Annotated in this window: 19 protein-coding genes and 2 tRNA genes; 6 read left to right on the top strand and 15 right to left on the bottom strand. The window is 59.9% G+C overall.

Going from position 1 to position 18,001, the window contains the following annotated elements:
* Window positions 1–13 precede the first annotated feature (13 nt).
* The 4 genes from L4G42_RS19465 to L4G42_RS19450 all read left to right on the top strand — a co-directional run bounded on the left by L4G42_RS19465 (window position 14) and on the right by L4G42_RS19450 (window position 3,135).
* Window positions 14–1,177 (top strand): tail fiber domain-containing protein, encoded by a 1,164-nt coding sequence (locus L4G42_RS19465; RefSeq protein ID WP_237261045.1) that lies wholly within the window; start codon window positions 14–16, stop codon window positions 1,175–1,177.
* 62 nt (window positions 1,178–1,239) lie between these two features.
* Window positions 1,240–1,665, top strand: a complete 426-nt coding sequence (locus tag L4G42_RS19460) for a cell wall hydrolase (RefSeq protein ID WP_237261043.1) — start codon at window positions 1,240–1,242, stop codon at window positions 1,663–1,665.
* 10 nt (window positions 1,666–1,675) lie between these two features.
* The gene (locus L4G42_RS19455) at window positions 1,676–1,894 is read left to right on the top strand and encodes a hypothetical protein (RefSeq protein WP_237261041.1); all 219 of its coding nucleotides are present in this window, start codon (window positions 1,676–1,678) and stop codon (window positions 1,892–1,894) included.
* Window positions 1,891–3,135 (top strand): SGNH/GDSL hydrolase family protein, encoded by a 1,245-nt coding sequence (locus L4G42_RS19450; RefSeq protein ID WP_237261038.1) that lies wholly within the window; start codon window positions 1,891–1,893, stop codon window positions 3,133–3,135. The genes L4G42_RS19455 and L4G42_RS19450 overlap by 4 nt, the downstream gene beginning before the upstream one ends.
* A gap of 448 nt (window positions 3,136–3,583) precedes the next feature.
* On the opposite strand, the gene L4G42_RS19445 is transcribed toward L4G42_RS19450, so the two are convergent.
* The 8 genes from L4G42_RS19445 to L4G42_RS19410 all read right to left on the bottom strand — a co-directional run bounded on the left by L4G42_RS19445 (window position 3,584) and on the right by L4G42_RS19410 (window position 9,035).
* Window positions 3,584–3,781 (bottom strand): hypothetical protein, encoded by a 198-nt coding sequence (locus L4G42_RS19445; RefSeq protein ID WP_237261036.1) that lies wholly within the window; start codon window positions 3,779–3,781, stop codon window positions 3,584–3,586.
* Window positions 3,782–3,890: 109 nt separating this feature from the next.
* The gene (locus tag L4G42_RS19440; protein ID WP_237261034.1) at window positions 3,891–4,130 is read right to left on the bottom strand and encodes a hypothetical protein; all 240 of its coding nucleotides are present in this window, start codon (window positions 4,128–4,130) and stop codon (window positions 3,891–3,893) included.
* A 171-nt stretch (window positions 4,131–4,301) separates the two neighbouring features.
* Window positions 4,302–4,377 (bottom strand) — tRNA-Thr (locus L4G42_RS19435).
* A gap of 294 nt (window positions 4,378–4,671) precedes the next feature.
* Complete coding sequence (locus tag L4G42_RS19430; RefSeq protein WP_237259207.1) at window positions 4,672–5,877, bottom strand: methyltransferase; 1,206 nt, start codon at window positions 5,875–5,877, stop codon at window positions 4,672–4,674.
* Between the two features lie 157 nt (window positions 5,878–6,034).
* Window positions 6,035–6,724, bottom strand: a complete 690-nt coding sequence (locus tag L4G42_RS19425) for an ABC transporter permease (protein ID WP_237253328.1) — start codon at window positions 6,722–6,724, stop codon at window positions 6,035–6,037.
* On the bottom strand, window positions 6,721–7,416 hold the full coding sequence (locus tag L4G42_RS19420; protein WP_237253327.1) for an ABC transporter permease: 696 nt from the start codon (window positions 7,414–7,416) through the stop codon (window positions 6,721–6,723). The genes L4G42_RS19425 and L4G42_RS19420 overlap by 4 nt, the downstream gene beginning before the upstream one ends.
* 67 nt (window positions 7,417–7,483) lie before the next feature.
* Window positions 7,484–8,248 (bottom strand): ABC transporter substrate-binding protein, encoded by a 765-nt coding sequence (locus tag L4G42_RS19415; protein ID WP_133773601.1) that lies wholly within the window; start codon window positions 8,246–8,248, stop codon window positions 7,484–7,486.
* 13 nt (window positions 8,249–8,261) lie between these two features.
* Entirely contained in the window at window positions 8,262–9,035 is a 774-nt protein-coding gene (locus tag L4G42_RS19410; protein WP_237253325.1) for an ABC transporter ATP-binding protein, read from the bottom strand.
* A 496-nt stretch (window positions 9,036–9,531) separates the two neighbouring features.
* Here L4G42_RS19410 and gabP point away from each other — a divergent pair, with 496 nt between their 5' ends.
* A complete protein-coding gene (gabP, locus tag L4G42_RS19405) occupies window positions 9,532–10,923 on the top strand; it encodes a GABA permease (RefSeq protein WP_237253324.1) in 1,392 nt (463 codons plus the stop codon).
* Between the two features lie 173 nt (window positions 10,924–11,096).
* On the opposite strand, the gene L4G42_RS19400 is transcribed toward gabP, so the two are convergent.
* The 3 genes from L4G42_RS19400 to L4G42_RS19390 all read right to left on the bottom strand — a co-directional run bounded on the left by L4G42_RS19400 (window position 11,097) and on the right by L4G42_RS19390 (window position 12,957).
* Window positions 11,097–11,648 (bottom strand): cytochrome b, encoded by a 552-nt coding sequence (locus L4G42_RS19400; RefSeq protein WP_237253323.1) that lies wholly within the window; start codon window positions 11,646–11,648, stop codon window positions 11,097–11,099.
* A 90-nt stretch (window positions 11,649–11,738) separates the two neighbouring features.
* The gene (locus L4G42_RS19395; protein ID WP_237253322.1) at window positions 11,739–12,233 is read right to left on the bottom strand and encodes a hypothetical protein; all 495 of its coding nucleotides are present in this window, start codon (window positions 12,231–12,233) and stop codon (window positions 11,739–11,741) included.
* A 64-nt stretch (window positions 12,234–12,297) separates the two neighbouring features.
* On the bottom strand, window positions 12,298–12,957 hold the full coding sequence (locus tag L4G42_RS19390; RefSeq protein WP_237253321.1) for a hypothetical protein: 660 nt from the start codon (window positions 12,955–12,957) through the stop codon (window positions 12,298–12,300).
* A 310-nt stretch (window positions 12,958–13,267) separates the two neighbouring features.
* On the opposite strand from L4G42_RS19390, the gene L4G42_RS19385 reads away from it, so the two are divergent.
* Complete coding sequence (locus L4G42_RS19385; protein WP_237253320.1) at window positions 13,268–13,684, top strand: glycine zipper domain-containing protein; 417 nt, start codon at window positions 13,268–13,270, stop codon at window positions 13,682–13,684.
* 244 nt (window positions 13,685–13,928) lie between these two features.
* Here L4G42_RS19385 and L4G42_RS19380 read toward each other — a convergent pair.
* From L4G42_RS19380 to L4G42_RS19365, 4 genes are all read right to left on the bottom strand, one after another.
* Window positions 13,929–14,004 (bottom strand) — tRNA-Phe (locus L4G42_RS19380).
* Between the two features lie 102 nt (window positions 14,005–14,106).
* Window positions 14,107–14,379: an oxidative damage protection protein gene (locus L4G42_RS19375; RefSeq protein ID WP_122534024.1), complete on the bottom strand. Its 273-nt coding sequence runs from the start codon at window positions 14,377–14,379 to the stop codon at window positions 14,107–14,109.
* The gene (gene mutY, locus L4G42_RS19370; protein WP_237253319.1) at window positions 14,376–15,443 is read right to left on the bottom strand and encodes an A/G-specific adenine glycosylase; all 1,068 of its coding nucleotides are present in this window, start codon (window positions 15,441–15,443) and stop codon (window positions 14,376–14,378) included. Before mutY ends, L4G42_RS19375 begins: the two co-directional genes overlap by 4 nt.
* A gap of 171 nt (window positions 15,444–15,614) precedes the next feature.
* Window positions 15,615–17,843, bottom strand: a complete 2,229-nt coding sequence (locus L4G42_RS19365) for an AsmA family protein (protein WP_237253318.1) — start codon at window positions 17,841–17,843, stop codon at window positions 15,615–15,617.
* Between the last annotated feature and the right edge of the window lie 158 nt (window positions 17,844–18,001).

The raw sequence follows: 18,001 nt of genomic DNA, 5'->3' as shown, positions 1-18,001 counted from the left end.
TTGGAGATATCTGATGCCTTGGCTCAGAGGTGGGACTGTGTCCGTGACGAACGGATCGACTGCTGTGACTGGCGTGAACGCGGCGTTCGATGCCAACGCGCGGGTGGGTGACGCATTCGTCGGCCCGGACGGCTTGAACTATGAAATCGCGAACGTGGCCAGCGCTACTGTTATTTCAATCTTGCCTGCTTATAAGGGCCCGACGGTCAGCGGTTCAGCCTATGCGATCATGCCCGTACAGGGCTACCCCAAGTTGCTGGTGGACGCCTTCAACCAGCTGCGCTTCCAGTTCGGCGATAAGATGGCTGCGCTGGGTACCACTGGTAACTACGACATCCTGCCGCTCAATAAAGGCGGTACCGGCGCAGTTGACTCGCCGACGGCGCTTAACAATCTCGGTTTAAAGGGCGGCGGCAACGATCTGCTCATTAAGAGCATTGGTTTTCGCGGTGCCCCGATAGGCTACAACGTGCAAGGTTTGTATTCGGGCTGGAACGGCAACGGGCTGGGCGAGGCAAATTATATTTGTAATAGGGGCGGGGGGATCGGCGGCCACTACTGGTGGTCCGTCAATGCCGACAACACTGCCGCTGGGCCCGTGATGACGTATTCCTACAGCGGGGAGCTGCGGGTCTCAACCCTATCCGTGTTTGGCGCACCCATTCCAATGAGTTCAGGTGGTACCGGCACCTCTTCCTCCGACTGGGCGCCGCGTAGCATTTGGTGTCGCGCCGGGGTAAACGCAGGCCAGGGCACCACCCGGCATAACTTTAACTGGACGGGCTCTGCAATCGACTGCTGGATCGACGCCAGCTACGTCGGATCGATCTCGCTGTTCACATCGGACTATCGGATCAAGAAATTCGTCAAGGACGCCGCCGTTCCGTCGTTTCTCGACAGGATCGATAAATACCGAATTGTGAACTTTCAGAAGAAAGTCTTCGGCGCGGTGTTCCGGGGTGACGGCACCACGTATCAAGGTCTCATCGCCCATGAGGTGCAAGAGATCAACCCGCTCGCAGTCAGTGGCGAGAAAGATGGCACGGATGCGGAAGGGAACCCCCTGATTCAGCAACTTGAGCCGATGGCCTTGATCACCGACCTGATGGGTGCGATCAAGGAGCTGCGCGCCGAGGTGAACGCGCTGAAACTCGCAGCCCAACCTGCCGCTGCATAACAGCAGCACAGCAAGACCGAAACCCGCCATCGAGCGGGATTTTTTATGCCTGGAGAAAAGTTATGACCGTGACTGAAAAAGATCGCGATGTGCTGGCGCGCACGCTGTGGGCCGAAGCACGCGGCGAGGGACTGGCCGGGATGGTGGCCGTGGCCTGGACCATCCGCAACCGCGTGGACGATGGGAAGGACAAGTCGTGGTGGGGCGAGGGCTACGCCGGCGTCTGCCAAAAGCCGTACCAGTTCAGCTGCTGGAACCGCAACGACCCGAACTATCAGTTCCTAAGCGGTGCGCGGCAGATCCCGTTCCGCGAGCTGGCGCAGTGCCGGATTGCTGCTGACCAGGTGATCGACGGCAAGGTGCCGGACCCCACCGGCGGGGCGACCCACTATTACGCGACCACCATGCCCAAGGCACCGGACTGGGCTGCCAAGGCCAAGCGGACGCTGAAGCTTGGCAACCACGTTTTCTTCCGCAACGTGCCCTGAGGTCTTATCTGTGCAGACGACGATAAAAGAAGAAGCCTTCACCCGCGCCCTGCGCGTGACGTTAGGCGTTAAGGCTAACGGCGGCTCGGTCGCGATTCAGGTCAAGATGGGCGATAACTGGGTGACCGCTGATACGCTCTGGAACGATGGGGCTTACCAGCTCAATATCCCGCCGGCAACGGTCCGATTCGTTCCGGCCGGTGGCGCTGCGTTCGAGGTGTTCGCATGAGCCTGCTCGCCGAGGTTCAGCCAACACGCCGCCGCATCCGTCGCGGTCTTGGGTTGCTGGGCGACAGCTTCAGTGCGAACTGTCACACGATTGATCCGAAAGCCTTCGGTACCGAAGCGTATGGATACGCCGGTGCGATCGCGGCTCAAACCGGCCTGTTCCCGAGCTACCTGGACAATCAGGGGAAGGTGGGCGACCACTCTGGCCAGTTCATGGCGCGGCTACCGTCCTGTTTGACGTCACTCACCGCGGATCTGTGGATGCTGCTGTCGCGCACCAACGACAGCACCACGGCAGGCATGACGCTGGCGGACAGCAAGGCGAACGTCATGAAGGCGATCACCGCCTTCCAGAACACGCCGGGCAAGTACCTGATCGTCGGCACCGGCACGCCGCGCTTCGGTACCAAGGCGTTGACCGGCCAGGCGCTGGCCGACGCGATCGCGTACAAGGATTGGGTTCTGAGCTACGTCAGGCAGTTCGTTCCGGTGGTCAACATCTGGGACGGCTTCACCCAGGCCATGACCGTTGACGATCTGCACCCGAACATGATCGGCGCGGACTTCATCCAGTCCCGCTGCGTGCCGATCATCAACGCGAACTTCGAGTTCTTCGGCGTGCCGCTGCCAACGGATGCGACCGACATCTATTCGGCCATCCGCCCGTTCGGCTGCCTGAACCTGAACCCTCTGATGACGGGCAACACAGGGGTCATCAACGCATCGGCAAACCCCGTCGCGGGCTCGGTGCTGGCCGACAGCTACAAGGCGTCGGGCTCAGGCCTGACCGGCATCACCACGCGCTGGTACAAGGAAGCGGCGGCCTATGGCGAGGCGCAGTGCATCGAGCTCGGCGGAACACTAGCGGCGGCAGGCGGCTACCTCTATTTGCAGCTCAACTCGAACATAACCCTGGCTAACCTGCTGTCCGGCGACATCATCGAGATGGTTTCGGCCCCCGAGATTGTCGGCAACAGTCGCGGCATCCTCGGCTGGGAAGCTGAATTGATCATCACCAAACCGGTGTCGGGGGCGTCCACCACCATCTATTACCGGTCGATGGACAAATACCAGGAACCGTTCACATTCCCAGCGAACTGGAAGGGTGCACTGGAGACGCAGCGCTATACGTGCGATGTCACGGAAACAGTCGTCACCGCGCGCATGGGACTGTACCTGGCTGCGGGGGTTGCGCTCGACTCCAAGGTCAAGGTCGGTCAGATCGGCGTAAGGAAGATCTGACACGTCATCGGGCGATCCTCTTGCACATGGAACTTCCTATCCCGCTTTAATTCTAGAAGGTAAGGACAGATAGGGAGAGTGATATGCCGTCGTCGGATCTCGAAGACTGGAGCCGCCGTTGGCGCCTGCTCGATGACAATGTGCGCTGCCGTAATTGCCATGCCGAACAGCCAGCGCACATGGGAGCAGAGCCATTTGAGCATTTGCCGTCTTGCCCATACCGAAACTATAGTGGGTTGCCGTGGAAGCAGCTGGATCTCGCGCTCCACGCGACGGGTGCTTCATGGCATTAAAACCGGCACGAGCGCCGTTCCCGACTCTGCGCGGCGAACTCGTCTGGCCGGGATGTACCACGCCGAAGGCATTGGGCTTGATTCGAAGCTCAAGTCCGGTATATCTAAGTCAGAAAAATTTGAATCGCCACCGGTAGCTGCGGTGTTGACAATATTCAAATTGACGAGGGACGGGTCCACTTGCGCAGACTATCGCTGGCAGTGCGGGTAAGCGCATTGAACTCTGTCCTGTTAAGCCGCCCGTCGTTCAATGCTTGGGTGAGATATGCTCCGACCATAAGAGTATTGAGCTCGGCTATTTCCGGGGAAAGCGCCGACTCAATGTCTTCGATCAAGATTTTGGCTTGGGTCATGACGGCTTCCGATACAACCTGCATATGAATCTAGTCCTCGACTTAGTGCGGATAGAACTCGGTCGCGTAGTGTGCGGGGAGTTGTCCACTGGCAGCGATTGTGAGGAGGTCACGCCTGCGCTGCAAGCTCGCCGACGCGTATCTCGACGGACTGCTCTCCCACGAGGTAAAGCGCCTCGATTGATGCGGCGTTCAGTGCTTTCGAGACATCAACACCCAGCACGAAACCTTCACAGCACGCAGGCCCGCTCGTTCTGCTTCGCCACTGTATCGAGTGCTTGATCGATGCGAGAAGGCGGTCGAGCTCCTGCCTTACAGCTGCGGGCATAGTGATGTCGTCGTGGGTCATGGATCACCTGATATCGGCTCATATCGCCTGAGCATAGACGTAGGAGAGAGCGCAGGCGGCAGCCTGTGGATAAGTCAGGAAATAGCAATTACACGTATTTGGATTGTACGTGCAATTGTACGTAGAGCAGATAAACGAAAGGCCCGCATCGCTGCAAGCCCTTGTTTTGTATGGTGCCGGCACCAGGAGTCGAACCCGGGACCTACTGATTACAAGTCAGTTGCTCTACCAACTGAGCTATACCGGCGTTGTGGGCGCTGATTATAGGGATTTGATCTGCCGAGTAAAGCCCTAATTTCAGTTTTTTCGCCGCCCTTATGCCGGAAGGTGATTACCGTTATGCACAATCGGCACAAAGCAAAGGTGACAATCGGTCGAATTTCGGAACCATTCTCAATCGTTCGCAAGCTACTGTTTTAGCGCCAATTTTACGCTGCCTAAAAAATGAACAAATGTTACATCCCTCTCAAAGCAGGATTTCCGGGCGTTCGCTGGAATTTAATCAACAGACTTATCCACAGGAACAGGCGTCAAAAAACGCTCACTGTCGCTCGGCAAGAATGAGCAGATTCCGGGGAGTGACTTTGCTGTCGCAGAAGGTGCCGATGTGCACGTCGTACCCGCACTCAGTCAGATAAAGCGCGCGGTCGAGGATGAGCCACATTTCCATCGGTCGACGGAACAGGTTGCGCAACAATTCGAGGTTGCGCACTTCGGCCAGACGCGCCCAGCCCGCTGCTTCAAGCGCCGCCCAGTCCTGAGTGCCGGGGGAGGGCAGTTGTTTGAGTTCAGCCAAGTCGCGGCAATAGTCGGCGAAGGGTTTGTCGAGCCAGGCGCTGGGCAGCGAGAGTGTTGGCAGGTAGTCGTCGACGCCGCTTAGCTCTCGCTGCAGCAGGTCGAAGCCGAGGCGTCGGGCCATGGAGGTATCGCGCTGGCGGCGCACGCGGGCGCCGGCGGTGACGGTTTCGCTGAGGGGCAGGCCGAGGTCATCGATGGAAAGCGTAAGCGCTGACGCTTTGCCCAACTGGGAGATCGGCACGTAGCGCTCGCCGGCGATGCGGTTGTAGCAGCAGGGCGCGATGGCCATTTGTTGGCAGTGGGCGTCGCTGGCGAGGTGCATGAGGCGCACATGAAGGTCGCCGCAGGCGTGGAGGGCGACGGGCGTGTGATGCGCTTCGAGGCGCGCGCCGGCATCGTCGGCCATGACGTCTTGATGCAGATGGTTAGCGGTGATGCCCAGTTTGTTGCTGAGTTGCCTTCCCGATTCAACCAAGTGCCCATCGTATTCCAGGCAGGTCAGGGCTTGGCCGCCATGGGCGAGGCGTCGACCGAGGTGGCCTTTGCCCGAGCACCAGTCCAGCCAGTGAGTTGGCTGTCGCTGAAAGCTCAAGCTGCCGGCGAAGGCTTCGATCTGTTGCCACTTGCGGCCGGGCACGTCGACGCTCATGCGCGACGACACAGGCTCCAGGCTAACGGGCGGCAGCGCCTCGATCTCGCTTAATGCCTTCGACAGCGAGGCCAACTGAGCAAAGGGCTGCGGCGCCTCGAGCTGTTCGGGATGGTTGTGTGCCGCTTCCGCCTCTTCGAGCGAACGTTGCCGCAGCCAACTCGCCAGCTCCGGATGCTGCGACTCCCACGGCAGGTGGCGATGAGTGAAGGGGCGCGGGCGCCACAGGGCCTGATGCCCCAGCAGGAAGGCATCGAGCGCGGCGAATCGGGAGTGGAGTTGTGTGGGTGTGAGTGGCATTGGGTTATGGCAGTTGAGATGTGCGGTGCAGCATACGGTGAATCATGGCCAGAGCGCGCTGATCAGACACGGCAATGTTTAGCGGCTGAAATACCGCTTTCGCGAGCAAGCTCACTCCCACATGGACCGTGTTCTCTGCGGGAGTGCGCGGCGATCCTCAGCGCCCTTGGCTGGCGTCCACCCGCAAATAGCGCTCCAGCAGTTTGAAGCCTTGCACCAGCACGAACGACATCATCAGATAGATCAACCCGGCGATGAGGAAGGTCTGCTCCGGCATGTAAGTCCGCGCGTTGATGGTGCGGGCCATGCCGGTGATGTCGAGCAGGGTCACGGTGCTCGCCAGTGCGCTGGCCTTGAGCATCAGGATGACTTCGTTGCTGTACGCGGGCAGGCCGATGCGTGCGGCGCGGGGCAGGATGATGTACAGCAGCGCTTTGCCTCTGGACATGCCCAGTGCGCGAGCCGCTTCGATCTCGCCGGGCGGTACGGCCTGAATGGCGCCGCGCAGGATCTCCGCGATGTAGGCGGTGGTGTGCAGCGTCATGGTCAACGCCGCGCAGAAGAACGGGTCGCGCAGGTAAGGCCACAGCGGGCCTTTAGTGACGACGTCGAACTGCGCCAGGCCGTAATAGACCAGAAACAGCTGCACCAGCAGCGGCGTGCCACGGAAAAAGAAGATGTAAGCGTAGGGCAGCGCGCGGACATAGGCGTTACGCGAAGCGCGGGCGATGCCCAGCGGAATGGCGAGAATGAGGCCCGCAATCACCGCAACGGCCACCAGCTCCAGCGTGACGGTGGCGCCGTGCAGCAGTTTCGGCAGCCATTTGAGGACGAATTCCCAGCTCATGACGCGCTCCTCGCAAAACCCACCGAAGCGCGCTTTTCCAGCCATGCCAGGCCGATCATCGACAGCGCGGTCATGCACAGGTACATCAGCGCCGCAACCATATAGAAAGTGAAAGGCTGCTTGGTGGACGTGACGGCGATCTGCGCGTGACGCATGACTTCCTCAAGCCCGATGACCGAGACCAGCGCGGTGTCCTTCATCAGGATCATGAACAGGTTGCCGAGACCCGGCAGCGCAATGCGCCACATCTGCGGCATCACCAGCTTGAAGAAGATGCGCGAGCGCGACATGCCCAGCGCCAGCCCCGCCTCGCGATGGCCTTTGGGGATCGACAGCATGGCGCCACGAAACACCTCGGTCGCGTAGGCGCCGAAGCACAGGCCCAGGGCGATGACCCCGGCGGCGAACGCGCTGAGCGACAGGTTCGGGATGTCGAACAGCTTGCCGATCGCCCGCATCGAGCTGACCGTGCCGAAGTAGATCAGCAACACCCACAGCAATTCAGGGATGCCGCGCACCAGCGTGGAATAGGTGCCGCCGAGCCACTGCAAGGCGCGATTCGGCGAAGTCTTCGCCAGCCCCCCGAGCAGGCCGAGGACTAGCCCCAGGCAGAGGGCCGACAGCGCGAGTTGGAGGGTCATCAGCATGCCGGCGGCCAGGGCCGGGCCGAATCCATAGAGATCGAAGTTCATGGCGTTGTTTGTCTAGAGGACAGACGCCGCCGCCTGCATGGGCAAACGGCGGCGATGGTCAGGCAGGTCAGAGGATGCTGAACGGGAAGTACTTGTCGTTGATCTTCTTGTAGGTGCCGTCCGCGATGATTTCTTTCAGCGCTTCGCTCAGCTTGTCGCGCAGCGGGTCGTCTTTACGCACAGCGATGCCGATCTTGTCGTCAACCGGAAGCGCATCACCCTTGAACTCGAAGCTCTGGCCTTCCTTGCCTTTGAGCCACTCGTAGCTCGCGTATTTGTCGCCGAGCAGCGCGTCGAGGCGGCCCGAAGCCAGGTCGAGGAATGCGTTTTCCTGGGAGTCATACAGCTTGACCGTTACGTCGTCGCCCCAGTTGTCTTCCAGCCACGAACCGGACAGGGTCGCGCGTTGGGCACCGATGGTCTTGCCCTTCAACGTTTCCTTGATGGCGGCCAGGTCGCCGCTGAGGTTGGTGGTTTTTGGCGCGACGAACTGCAGCTTGTTGGAGTAGTACGGGATGGTGAAATCCACGGCCTGCTTGCGTTCTTCGGTGATCGACATCGAAGAAATCAGGAAGTCGAACTTCTGCGCATTCAGCGCCGGAATGATGCCGTCCCAATCGGATGTGACGGTTTCACAGGTCACTTTCATCTTGGCGCACAGCGCGTTGCCGATCTCCACGTCAAAGCCCACCACTTGACCGCTGGCGTCCTTGTTGTTGAACGGCGGATACGCGCCCTCGATGCCCATTTTCAGGGTGTCGGCGGCAAAGGCGCTGGAGGCCATGGCCAGGGTGGCGGCAGCGGCCAACAGAATGTTTCTCAGGGTCTGCATCGATGTTGCTCCGTTAGCGATTGCTGGACATGAATTGTTTGCAGCGCGCCGAGCGCGGGTCGTCGAAGACCTGCTCTGGCGATCCTTGTTCTTCTACCAGCCCTTGGTGCAGAAAAACCACTTCACTGGACACCTGGCGGGCGAAATTCATTTCGTGGGTCACCATCAGCATGGTCCGGCCTTCTTCGGCCAGGCCACGAATAACACTAAGCACTTCCTGCACCATCTCGGGATCGAGGGCCGACGTGGGCTCATCGAACAGAATGACCTTGGGCTGCATCGCCAGCGTGCGTGCAATGGCGGCGCGTTGTTGCTGACCGCCCGACAACTGTGCCGGATAGGCATGACGCTTGTCCGCAATACCCACTTTGGCCAGCAATGCTTCGGCAACATCGGTGGCCTCGGCCTTGCTTTGCCCCAGCACGCGACGCGGCGCCTCGGTGATGTTATCGAGGACAGTCATGTGCGGCCAGAGATTGAAATTCTGAAAGACGAAGCCTATCTCGCTGCGCAGGCGGTTGATCTGACGGTTGTCGGCGGCGATCAGTTCACCTTTGCGGGTGGCTTTGAGCTTGAGCTCTTCGCCAGCAATGAGAATCTGGCCCTGATGAGGGTTCTCCAGCAAATTGATGCAGCGCAGCAGCGTCGACTTGCCTGAGCCAGAGGAACCCAGAATCGAGATCACGTCGCCATCGCGCGCACTCAGCGAGATGCCCTTGAGCACGTCGAGTTCGCCGTAGCGCTTGTGCAGATTGCGGATTTCCAGGGCGGGCGTGGCCTCGGCCATGTTCAGTCCTCGTGTGTTCGGTGGGCTCATCGGGTTGGCCAGTTGGATGCCACCTGGCAGTCGCAACAGGCGCACTGCGCGAAGGCTTATGAGGATGAGCTCGATGAGCGCCGGCATGGAATGCCGTTGCGCAAAAAGGGCGCGATGGTGCCAGCTTTAACCGCCGTGGGGAAGGGTGTTTCGGCCATGCGCGCAATCGGCGGCCGTTCTTGTGCGCTTATTTGGTGCCATTTCGACTTAAGTGTGTATTTTCGGTGCGGCCAGTCGTCTCCCTCCTGTTGCGCTCGGTAACGTTTCCTACATGACTGGCGAATTGCTATTGCATTCATGGACTTGCGGAGATCGTCTAAAGCGGCCGTATCTCGGTGCGACGTCGTATCTGAAACATCCTGGCGTAATTCTTGCGTAAAAAATAAATAACAGAACTGTTGTGTTCTCTTTACGAAGAGCCGCCACACGTCCTGATCCGTACAAAAATCCTTCTAAGGTTGGTTCCATGAGCAGTACACCCAACGCTTCAAACCTTGAACAAGGGCTCAAACCGCGTCACATCACCATGCTCTCGATTGCCGGCGTAATTGGCGCCGGCCTTTTCGTTGGCTCCGGCCACGCGATTGCCGAAGCCGGTCCGGCCGTGCTTCTGGCCTACGGCGCCGCAGGTACGCTGGTGGTGCTGGTGATGCGCATGCTGGCGGAAATGGCCGTCGCTTCGCCGGACACCGGTTCTTTCTCGACTTACGCCGACCGCGCGATCGGGCACTGGGCCGGCTTCACCATCGGCTGGTTGTACTGGTGGTTCTGGGTGCTGGTCATCCCATTGGAAGCCAACGCCGCCGCGACGATTCTGCACGCGTGGTTCCCGAACGTGGCGATCTGGGCGTTCACGCTGGTGATCACCCTGCTGCTCACTGCGACCAACCTGTTCAGCGTGAAGAACTACGGAGAGTTCGAGTTCTGGTTCGCGCTGATCAAGGTCATCGCGATCATTGGCTTCGTGCTGCTGGGCATTGCGGCGGTGTTTGGTCTGCTGCCGAACAGCCAGGTCAGCGGCGTCAGTCATTTGTATGACACGCAGGGTTTCCTGCCTAACGGCATGGGTGCGGTGCTGGCGGCGATGCTGACCACCATGTTCTCGTTCATGGGGACGGAGATTGTCACCATCGCGGCGGCAGAATCGAAGAATCCCGGCCAGCAAATCACCAAGGCCACCAACTCGGTGATCTGGCGGATCTGCCTGTTCTATCTGCTCTCGATCTTCCTCGTCGTCGCACTGGTGCCGTGGAACGACAGCCGTCTGGCTGAAGTGGGTTCGTACCAGACTGTGCTCGATCTGATGGGCATTCCGAATGCCAAGCTGATCGTCGACATCGTCGTGCTGGTCGCAGTGACCAGTTGCCTGAACTCGGCGCTGTACACGGCTTCGCGCATGCTCTTTTCTCTCGGCAAACGTGGCGACGCGCCTGCTGTTTCCCAGCGCACCACTAAGGCTGGCACGCCTTACTGGGCGGTGCTGCTGTCGACCGGCGCTGCGTTTGCTGCCGTGTTCGCCAACTACGTTGCACCCGCGGCGGTGTTCGACTTCCTGCTGGCAAGCTCCGGCGCCATCGCGCTGCTGGTGTATCTGGTCATCGCCGTGTCCCAGCTGCGTATGCGCCGCAAGCGTGAAGCAGAAGGCCAGGCCATCGACTTCCGCATGTGGCTGTTCCCGGGCCTGACCTGGGCGGTGATCGTGTTCATTGTCGCTGTGCTGACCATCATGTTGTTCCAGGAAGGTCACCGCATGGAAATCATCGCCACCGGGCTGCTGAGCGTCCTGGTCGTGGCGGCCGGTTTGATCGTGTCGAACCGTCGCAAGGCGGGGAAGGCTGGCAAGGTTGTGATGAATTGATGGGGGCGTGAGTCGGTTTTGATCGACCGCTGTCCGAAGGCCGCTATCAGGGATGATGGCGGCTTTTTTTATCTCGATGATCTGGTCGCGGTGAGAGCGGGATTGCTCGCGATTGTGGCAGCGCAGCCTCATCCCTATCGAATTCGGATAAGTCATCGCGGGCAAGCGCGCTCCTACATTGTTCCGCGCATTCTCCCTAACACTGATTTCCCACGCACTTGATGCAGCACCACTGCCGCCAGATGCAGCGCCATCAACCCTGCCAGCGCCGCGCACAGAGCGCGATGCACCTGATGCAGCTCCAGCAGCGCGATCTTTGAATGGATGAACTGTGGCAGCGGCACCAGCGCGAGGAGCATGACCGGGTGGCTCATCATCAGCACACCGGTAATCAGCACGCCCGCCACCGCCCCATAGATCGAGTTGTGCGCAGCGCTCGCCAGGCGTGCCTGAACGTTTTTAGCTGTGGAAGGTGAGGGCGCCTTGACCGCCAGCCACAGACGCCAGACAAAGAACGGAATAAACAGGCTGGTGAGTTGGGGATTGAACGACTCGACCCATTGCCGAATAGGGTTGCTCTGATCGAGCAATGCCACGCCGAAGCCGCTGAACGTCGCCCACAGGATGACGGCAGCAGAGAGCCAATGCAGGAAAATTCGGGTTCGGGAGTAAGCGCTCGTTTCGCCTGAAGCCGGTTCAGGCAAAGGAGTGTTTGGGAGTGTCAAAACGGCCAGCCTTTAGTTGAGAAGGAGTTGCATTCTCGTAATGGCGCAAAGCTACCGTTTTGACCGGGGTCATGTAAATCAAAAAACGTTTTACGAACGCCCGCCGGCCCCGCGCGCGTTCTTTTTCTGCAGGATCACCGACGCTTCGTTGTAGGCGGTCTGGAATGTATCGCTTCCTAGCCACTCGACGGCTGAGTCTTCGTCTTCCTCATGGAAGAGCCCGCGGTAGGTGATCAACAGGCCCATCATGAAGTCGGTCGCCGGCTCTTCGTCTTCTTCGGCGATCACAAGCTCCAGCACCGGGTATTGCAGGAACACCACGCACAGCGCCAGCAAGCTTATCGATTCGGCTTTTCTCATGGCTTCGAACAAGTCGTCGAAGTCCGCCGGGTCAAAGCCGTTTTCTTCGATGTCTTTGAAATCGAACGTGCTCAGGTCGATCTCGACGTCATCGAAAGGTTCGTTGACGAAGGCATGGTTGAGCACCGGGTGAATGACGCTCGGCCTGGCTTTGCCGGAACGATTCTGCTTGGCCTTGGCTTTTGCCCGCTGGGCGCGTTTTTGCTGTTTGTCGGGGGAGGCCATGACGGCGGTTCCTTGTGCGGTGCAGCCATTCGCATGGCCCAGGATCATCGGGCGCGTATTGTATTCAGTCTTGTGCCTGTTCGTCGTGCTTGTTGCGGTCGATCCCCAGCATCTCCAGTGTGGACTCCATCTCGATCTCGCTGAGAACGGCGCGGAAGGCCTCATAGAAATCATCGTCGTGGATGCGCGCCCGAACGGTCGCCTCATCCAGTCCGTGGGCCCACACCCAATAGGCGCCGAGCGTGCTGACAAGGATGTCGAGGTAGTTGTCGAAGTCGATGTCGTAGAAAGCGTGGGCGGCTATCGGACCTCTGGCGAAGGCATCGAGCAAGTCCAGGAACCCTTGCTGCTCGGCAAGCTTGAGCACTTCGTAATGGGCGAGGCGTTGCTCCTGAGACAGCGGTGGCGCAGGGGACTGGTAAACCTCCATCAACAGCATCTCGTCTTCAGTGAGCGACATCCCGATGTCCTCGCCCCTGATCACCGCCGCCATCGCCTCCCGCTCTTCTTCGTCCATGGTTTCGAGGATGTCGGGCTCTACGAAATTCTCTAGCAGGGTATCGTCGTCCAACAGCGCTGCTTCGTCGTCCGAGAAGAAATCAGGCATGAAGTAATCCGGGACGATCGGGTCGGGAGTCTGCGGGTGCTGGCGAGCGACACGCTGCTCTTTGGCTTTGGTCTTGGCGCGCTTGGCCCGTTTCTCTTGCTTGCTGACAGATGCCATCACGAAGTTCCTTGGTCGGCTCAATCCTGCGATGTTAATAAATCGCGCCCAATAAAAAACCCCTGAATCTTTCGATGCAGGGGTTTTTCGGTATTTGTGTTGAATCTTTTGTGCCTGTCCATCCCGGCGCTGGCCACCCGCCAGTAGTTCTACCCTATCAAGATTTATCCACGGCAGCCGATGTGTATGGGCATGAGCGTCCCGCTGGACATACTCAGAGTTGAATCTCCCTAGCCCAGTCCAGCACCGTTGTTTTAGTCCTGCTCGATGCTTCTCCGAGAGGCTACTTCACCCACTTGAGATTGAATCCATGCGAATAACTATACCGGTACTACTTTTAGGAATGCTTGGCGCTCAATGCGCGCTGGCGGCTGGGGATGGAACATCCGCAGTGGGCGGAGGCATAGGCGGTGCGCTTGGGAATGTCATTGGACAGCAAATGGGTGGAAGCACCGGCGCGGCGGTTGGTGCTGGTGTCGGCGGAGCCGCTGGCGGAGCTTTAGGCGCGAAAAGAGGAAGCAAGACCGAAGCGGCTATCGGCGGGGGGCTGGGATCAGCGGGGGGGTCTGTAATTGGTAACCAGTTGGGTGGCTCAACAGGGTCAACCATAGGTGCCGGCTTAGGCGGCGCTGCTGGAGGCGCAGTGGGTAGCAACCTGGCAGATGACGGCGGCGACAATCGATCTCACGGCAAGCGACATGGACACAAGAAAAACAAGCATGATTGATAGCCCGGCGATCTGCTCCCATACCTCCAATCGAGCGATTTAAGCGACGACACGCGCGCGTTTGTCGGAGACGTCGGCCACCACCTGGGCGTCTTCACGCATATACGGCTCTGAGCTCACGAATCCATTCACGTCTAGCCGGGCTTACATGGAACGGTGGGGAACCATGGAAAGCAAAAAGCCCGCACGAGGCGGGCTTCTTGTGTGCATTCGGGTGTGCTTGGCATCACCTGAAAACGAAAGGTGGTGCCCAGAGACGGAATCGAACCGCCGACACGGGGATTTTCAATCCCCTGCTCTACCGACTGAGCTATCTGGGCAACGGGGCGCATTAAACGTGTTTTTCAGAAGGTCGTCAAGCACGGCGTCGAAAAAAATCTGAATTATTTCCTCCGCTTACGACGAACACTGTCTTCCAAGGGTTATTCGGCAGGGGGAACGTAGCCGTCGGCCTTGGCGTATTCCTCGCCGGACAGGTATTTGTCCATCTCGGTCTGCAGGAATTTGCGATCTTCGGCGTTCATCATGTTCAGGCGGCGCTCATTGATCAGCAGGGTCTGGTGTTTCTGCCAGTCGGCCCAAGCCTTCTGCGAGACATGGTTGTAGATGTCTTCACCTTTGGCGCCCGGATACGGCGGACGGTCCAGGCCAGGCAATTCTTCTTTGTATTTGCGGCACATCACGGTGCGGGTCATGAGGACTCTCCTGCATTCAATACGTCGGCTGCGTGTTTCAGCAATTTCTTCACCGGGGCGGCAAGGCCCAGGCGCGGCGGGGTGGCGAGGTTATACCAGAGCCAGTCGTCCTCGGCCACGTGATGGGCGGACTCACGGACCCGGACCAACCAGGGCTCGATGCTCAGCTGAAAGTGGCTGAACGTGTGGATCAGGCCCGGCAAGGCTTGATGCTCGCCCAGCTCAAGGGCGTGCTGATTGGCCAAGTGTTGCATGTCGTTGAAGTCGTCCAGTTCCGGCAGGCTCCACAGCCCGCCCCACAGCCCGGTCGAAGGGCGGCGATACAGCAGAATCGCGCCTTCGTGGTTGGCGAAGATCGGCATCAAGGTGCGTTTTTGCGGCACGACCTTGCGCGGTTTAGGGATTGGATAGCGGGTTTCCTGGCCGAGCATGTGCGCCTCGCAGCCGCGCTCAAGGGGGCAGAGCAGGCAGCTGGGTTTGGTCCGGGTGCAGAGCGTGGCACCCAGATCCATCATCGCCTGGGTGTAGTGGTTGACCCGGCTGTGCGGCGTGTAGCGCTCAGCCGTGGCCCACATCTGCTTCGCCACTTTGGGCTCGCCGGGATAGCCTTCCTGGGCGGTGAAGCGGGCGAGCACGCGCTTGACGTTGCCATCGAGGATCGGCGCGCGCAGGCCCATGCTGATGCTGGCAATCGCGCCTGCCGTCGAGAGGCCGATACCGGGCAGCGCGACGAGCTTTTCCACGTCGCGGGGGAATTCACCGCCGTGCTCGGCCACCACGATTTTCGCGGCTTTTTGCAGGTTGCGCGCGCGGGTGTAGTAACCCAGCCCGGTCCACAGATGCAGGACCTCATCTTCCGGCGCTTCGGCCAGAGCCTGCACAGTGGGCAGCGCTTCCATGAAGGTGTCGAAATAGCCAAGCACGGTGCTGACCTGGGTTTGCTGCAGCATGATTTCCGACACCCACACGCGGTATGGGGTGATGTCGTGTTGCCAGGGAAGATCGTGACGGCCGTGGCGGTCGTACCAGTCGAGAACGGCGGAGGAGAACTGCTCGGGTTGCATCAAGGGTTCCGGTGATCAAAGAGAAAGTTAGGGGGATCCTGATCCGTAGGAGCCGGCTTGCTGGCGAAGGCACTGTGTCAGCACCTCATGAGGTACTGACACAGTGCGTTCGCCACCGTCGTAACCTCCGCCAGCTCCTACAGCTACTTGCGGCGCGCTGTCCCGTCGAAGTTAACGCTTGAACAATCCCTTGATCGCATCCTTGAGCTCGGGACTGACCTTGTCCCCCAGCTTTTCATCGATCTTGTCGCCAATCCGGTCGCCTGCCAGCTTCGTGGCGACCTTGCCCAGGCCGTCGTTATCCAGACGACAGGCCTTGGCGCCCATTTCCAGCGGGCCACGGCAGAGCAATGGCCATTCGATGCCGACAAAGCGCGAGTTCACCTCGCAGGCGGGGTCCGGCATGTCGCCCTTGTCGCCTTCGATAATCACGCCAACGCGGTAGTTCATGCCCATGACGCGCAGGTCGATGTCGCCATCGCCGTTGACGGTCAGGCCCGGCGTGCGGACTTTCAGGTCCGGGTTGCTGGCCACGCCATTGCGGAACACCAGGTTGCCATTCAACTGCTGGAACGGCGTGTCCTTGCCGCGTGGCTCGCCACTCAAGCTCTTGCGGTTGAGCGTCGAGATGCCACGGCAGAGCTGCTGTTCGAGGTTGGCGTTGACCAGCACGCCGTCGTTCAGCGCAAAACTGGCGGTACCGTTAAGGCTCTCGACCAGCGCCTTCTCGCTATTGCCTTTGGCGGTCACATCGCTGTTGAGGTTGAGCAGGCCGCGCAGAGGCGGCGTGGTGCCCTGGCTCTGAATGAAATGCTCCACCGGCACCTTGGCAATGCGCGTCTGAACGCTCGCCAATGGCATTTCGGGGCGCGCGTCGAGATCGCCTTTGACCTCGAAATTGCCGTTGTACAAATCGCCGCGCAGGCTGTTGACCGTGATCACGCCATCGAGCGCTGAAGTCTTCAGCGCCGCATTCTGGATCGGCAGTTTTTCAAGGGTCAGCTTGCCGAAGCTCAGATCAGCGTCGACATCCAGTTTGCGCAGGCGCTCGAGCGGCAGCAGCTTCGCGTCACTCCATGCACCTTGGGTCGGCTGGTTCGGCAGTGGCGAGGTGCCCGAGGCCACCATGGCTTCGGCCTCGGCGCCCTGAACTTCGGCTCTGCGAGCAGCGCCCGCGCCCTTGGCTTGTTCGCCCTCGGGCATGCGATAACGGTCGGCGTTGAACGTATCAGCCTTGAGTTGAAGACGAAGGGACTGCTTGGCGAAGTCTTCCACCGCGACGTGGCCGGTGATGGTGCTGTCGTCGAGTTTCACCGTGAGGTCATCCAGCGAGACGCTGTTGGGCGTTGCCGCGATGCGGGTGACCAGTTCCAGTTTGTTCAGGCTGCCATCGCCAAGGGTCGGCGCAGGCTGGCCGATGTTGTCGAGGAAGTCGCGCAGGTTGAACTGGGCAATCGAAATGCCGCCCGTGAGCTGCGGGGTCTTGTCCAGATCACGCACATGCAGCTCGCCGATGGCGCGCAGTTGGTTGGCGGACAGCTTCAGATTGGTCCATTCCGCCACGTTGGCGGACATGTCTGCCAGCAACTGGCCCTGGGCCGAGAACGTCAGCGTCTTGCCCTGCAGCGGATCGCCCGTCACATCGCCGGAGAAGCGCATGTCATCAAGCTGATAACGCTTGAGTGCGCGGTCGAAACGCAGCTTGCCGGTCAGTTCGGTTTTGGTGCGCACGACGGGTTGATTGGTGCTGAGGAACGCGGTCAGTTTCAGCGGGATATCGGTCGCGTTGTGGATCGGGCCGGTGCTCAGCTGGATGCTCTCGGCGGTGAACTGCCGGGCCTTGGGAATATCGTTGAAATCGATGCGCGCGTTGTTCACGGTCAGGCTGTCGATGTCCAGCTTGAGCGGCTGCCACGGCTTGTCGGGCTTGGCCGACGCGGTATCGGCCGGCGCATTCGGCGTGGCCGGCGGCTGGGCAGGATTGACTGGGGCAGTCGGCACCTTGCCGATGTCTTCCCAGTTGCCGTGGCCGTTTTCGTCGCGGGTCAGCGTCAGGTTCAGGCCCTCGACCCGCACGTCGCTCATCTGCACTTCCTTGCGCAACAGCGGCAGCACGCGCACGGACAGCCCAAGCATTTGCAGGTCGGCGAAGGGTTTTGAAGGCTCGCTCAAGGTGGCGACGCTGGCGTCGTGCAGCTCCAGGCCCAGCCACGGAAACAGGCTCCAGCCGATGTCGCCATTGAGCGTCAGCTCGACATGGGCGCGATCGCGAACCAGTTTTCGAATCTCGTCTTTGTAGTCGTTGGGATCAAACAGATGGGTCAGGGCAAAGCCAAGAGCCACGATGATCAGCAACAGCCCGAGAAGGGTGAGCCCCAGGATTTTGCCGAACGCTTTCATGGGCGAGTCCTTGTGTCGAGTCGTTCAAAATTTAGCCCGCGAGTATAGCGTTCTCACGCAAGCACCGGGTTTTGGATCGCCACCGACGTCGCCGATCGAATCGGCAGGCGTCCTGTACGGTGACAGACGGCACGAAAAAGGTAGTAGCAGAGTGCTTT

The sequence above is a fragment of the Pseudomonas petrae genome (assembly GCF_021728295.1).
In the GTDB taxonomy this organism is placed as follows: domain Bacteria; phylum Pseudomonadota; class Gammaproteobacteria; order Pseudomonadales; family Pseudomonadaceae; genus Aquipseudomonas; species Aquipseudomonas petrae.
Note: the sequence above shows the minus strand (reverse complement) of the source record. Positions and strands in the feature narration are given on the sequence as shown.

What these genes read in the sequence shown, in the direction of transcription:
- L4G42_RS19465 (WP_237261045.1), top strand. Translation starts at nt 14, where the DNA reads ATGCCTTGGCTCAGAGGTGGGACTGTGTCCGTGACGAACGGATCGACT.
- L4G42_RS19460 (WP_237261043.1), top strand. Translation starts at nt 1,240, where the DNA reads ATGACCGTGACTGAAAAAGATCGCGATGTGCTGGCGCGCACGCTGTGG.
- L4G42_RS19450 (WP_237261038.1), top strand. Translation starts at nt 1,891, where the DNA reads ATGAGCCTGCTCGCCGAGGTTCAGCCAACACGCCGCCGCATCCGTCGC.
- L4G42_RS19445 (WP_237261036.1), bottom strand. Translation starts at nt 3,781, where the DNA reads ATGACCCAAGCCAAAATCTTGATCGAAGACATTGAGTCGGCGCTTTCC.
- L4G42_RS19440 (WP_237261034.1), bottom strand. Translation starts at nt 4,130, where the DNA reads ATGACCCACGACGACATCACTATGCCCGCAGCTGTAAGGCAGGAGCTC.
- L4G42_RS19430 (WP_237259207.1), bottom strand. Translation starts at nt 5,877, where the DNA reads ATGCCACTCACACCCACACAACTCCACTCCCGATTCGCCGCGCTCGAT.
- L4G42_RS19425 (WP_237253328.1), bottom strand. Translation starts at nt 6,724, where the DNA reads ATGAGCTGGGAATTCGTCCTCAAATGGCTGCCGAAACTGCTGCACGGC.
- L4G42_RS19420 (WP_237253327.1), bottom strand. Translation starts at nt 7,416, where the DNA reads ATGAACTTCGATCTCTATGGATTCGGCCCGGCCCTGGCCGCCGGCATG.
- L4G42_RS19415 (WP_133773601.1), bottom strand. Translation starts at nt 8,248, where the DNA reads ATGCAGACCCTGAGAAACATTCTGTTGGCCGCTGCCGCCACCCTGGCC.
- L4G42_RS19410 (WP_237253325.1), bottom strand. Translation starts at nt 9,035, where the DNA reads ATGGCCGAGGCCACGCCCGCCCTGGAAATCCGCAATCTGCACAAGCGC.
- gabP (WP_237253324.1), top strand. Translation starts at nt 9,532, where the DNA reads ATGAGCAGTACACCCAACGCTTCAAACCTTGAACAAGGGCTCAAACCG.
- L4G42_RS19395 (WP_237253322.1), bottom strand. Translation starts at nt 12,233, where the DNA reads ATGGCCTCCCCCGACAAACAGCAAAAACGCGCCCAGCGGGCAAAAGCC.
- L4G42_RS19390 (WP_237253321.1), bottom strand. Translation starts at nt 12,957, where the DNA reads ATGGCATCTGTCAGCAAGCAAGAGAAACGGGCCAAGCGCGCCAAGACC.
- L4G42_RS19385 (WP_237253320.1), top strand. Translation starts at nt 13,268, where the DNA reads ATGCGAATAACTATACCGGTACTACTTTTAGGAATGCTTGGCGCTCAA.
- L4G42_RS19375 (WP_122534024.1), bottom strand. Translation starts at nt 14,379, where the DNA reads ATGACCCGCACCGTGATGTGCCGCAAATACAAAGAAGAATTGCCTGGC.
- mutY (WP_237253319.1), bottom strand. Translation starts at nt 15,443, where the DNA reads ATGCAACCCGAGCAGTTCTCCTCCGCCGTTCTCGACTGGTACGACCGC.
- L4G42_RS19365 (WP_237253318.1), bottom strand. Translation starts at nt 17,843, where the DNA reads ATGAAAGCGTTCGGCAAAATCCTGGGGCTCACCCTTCTCGGGCTGTTG.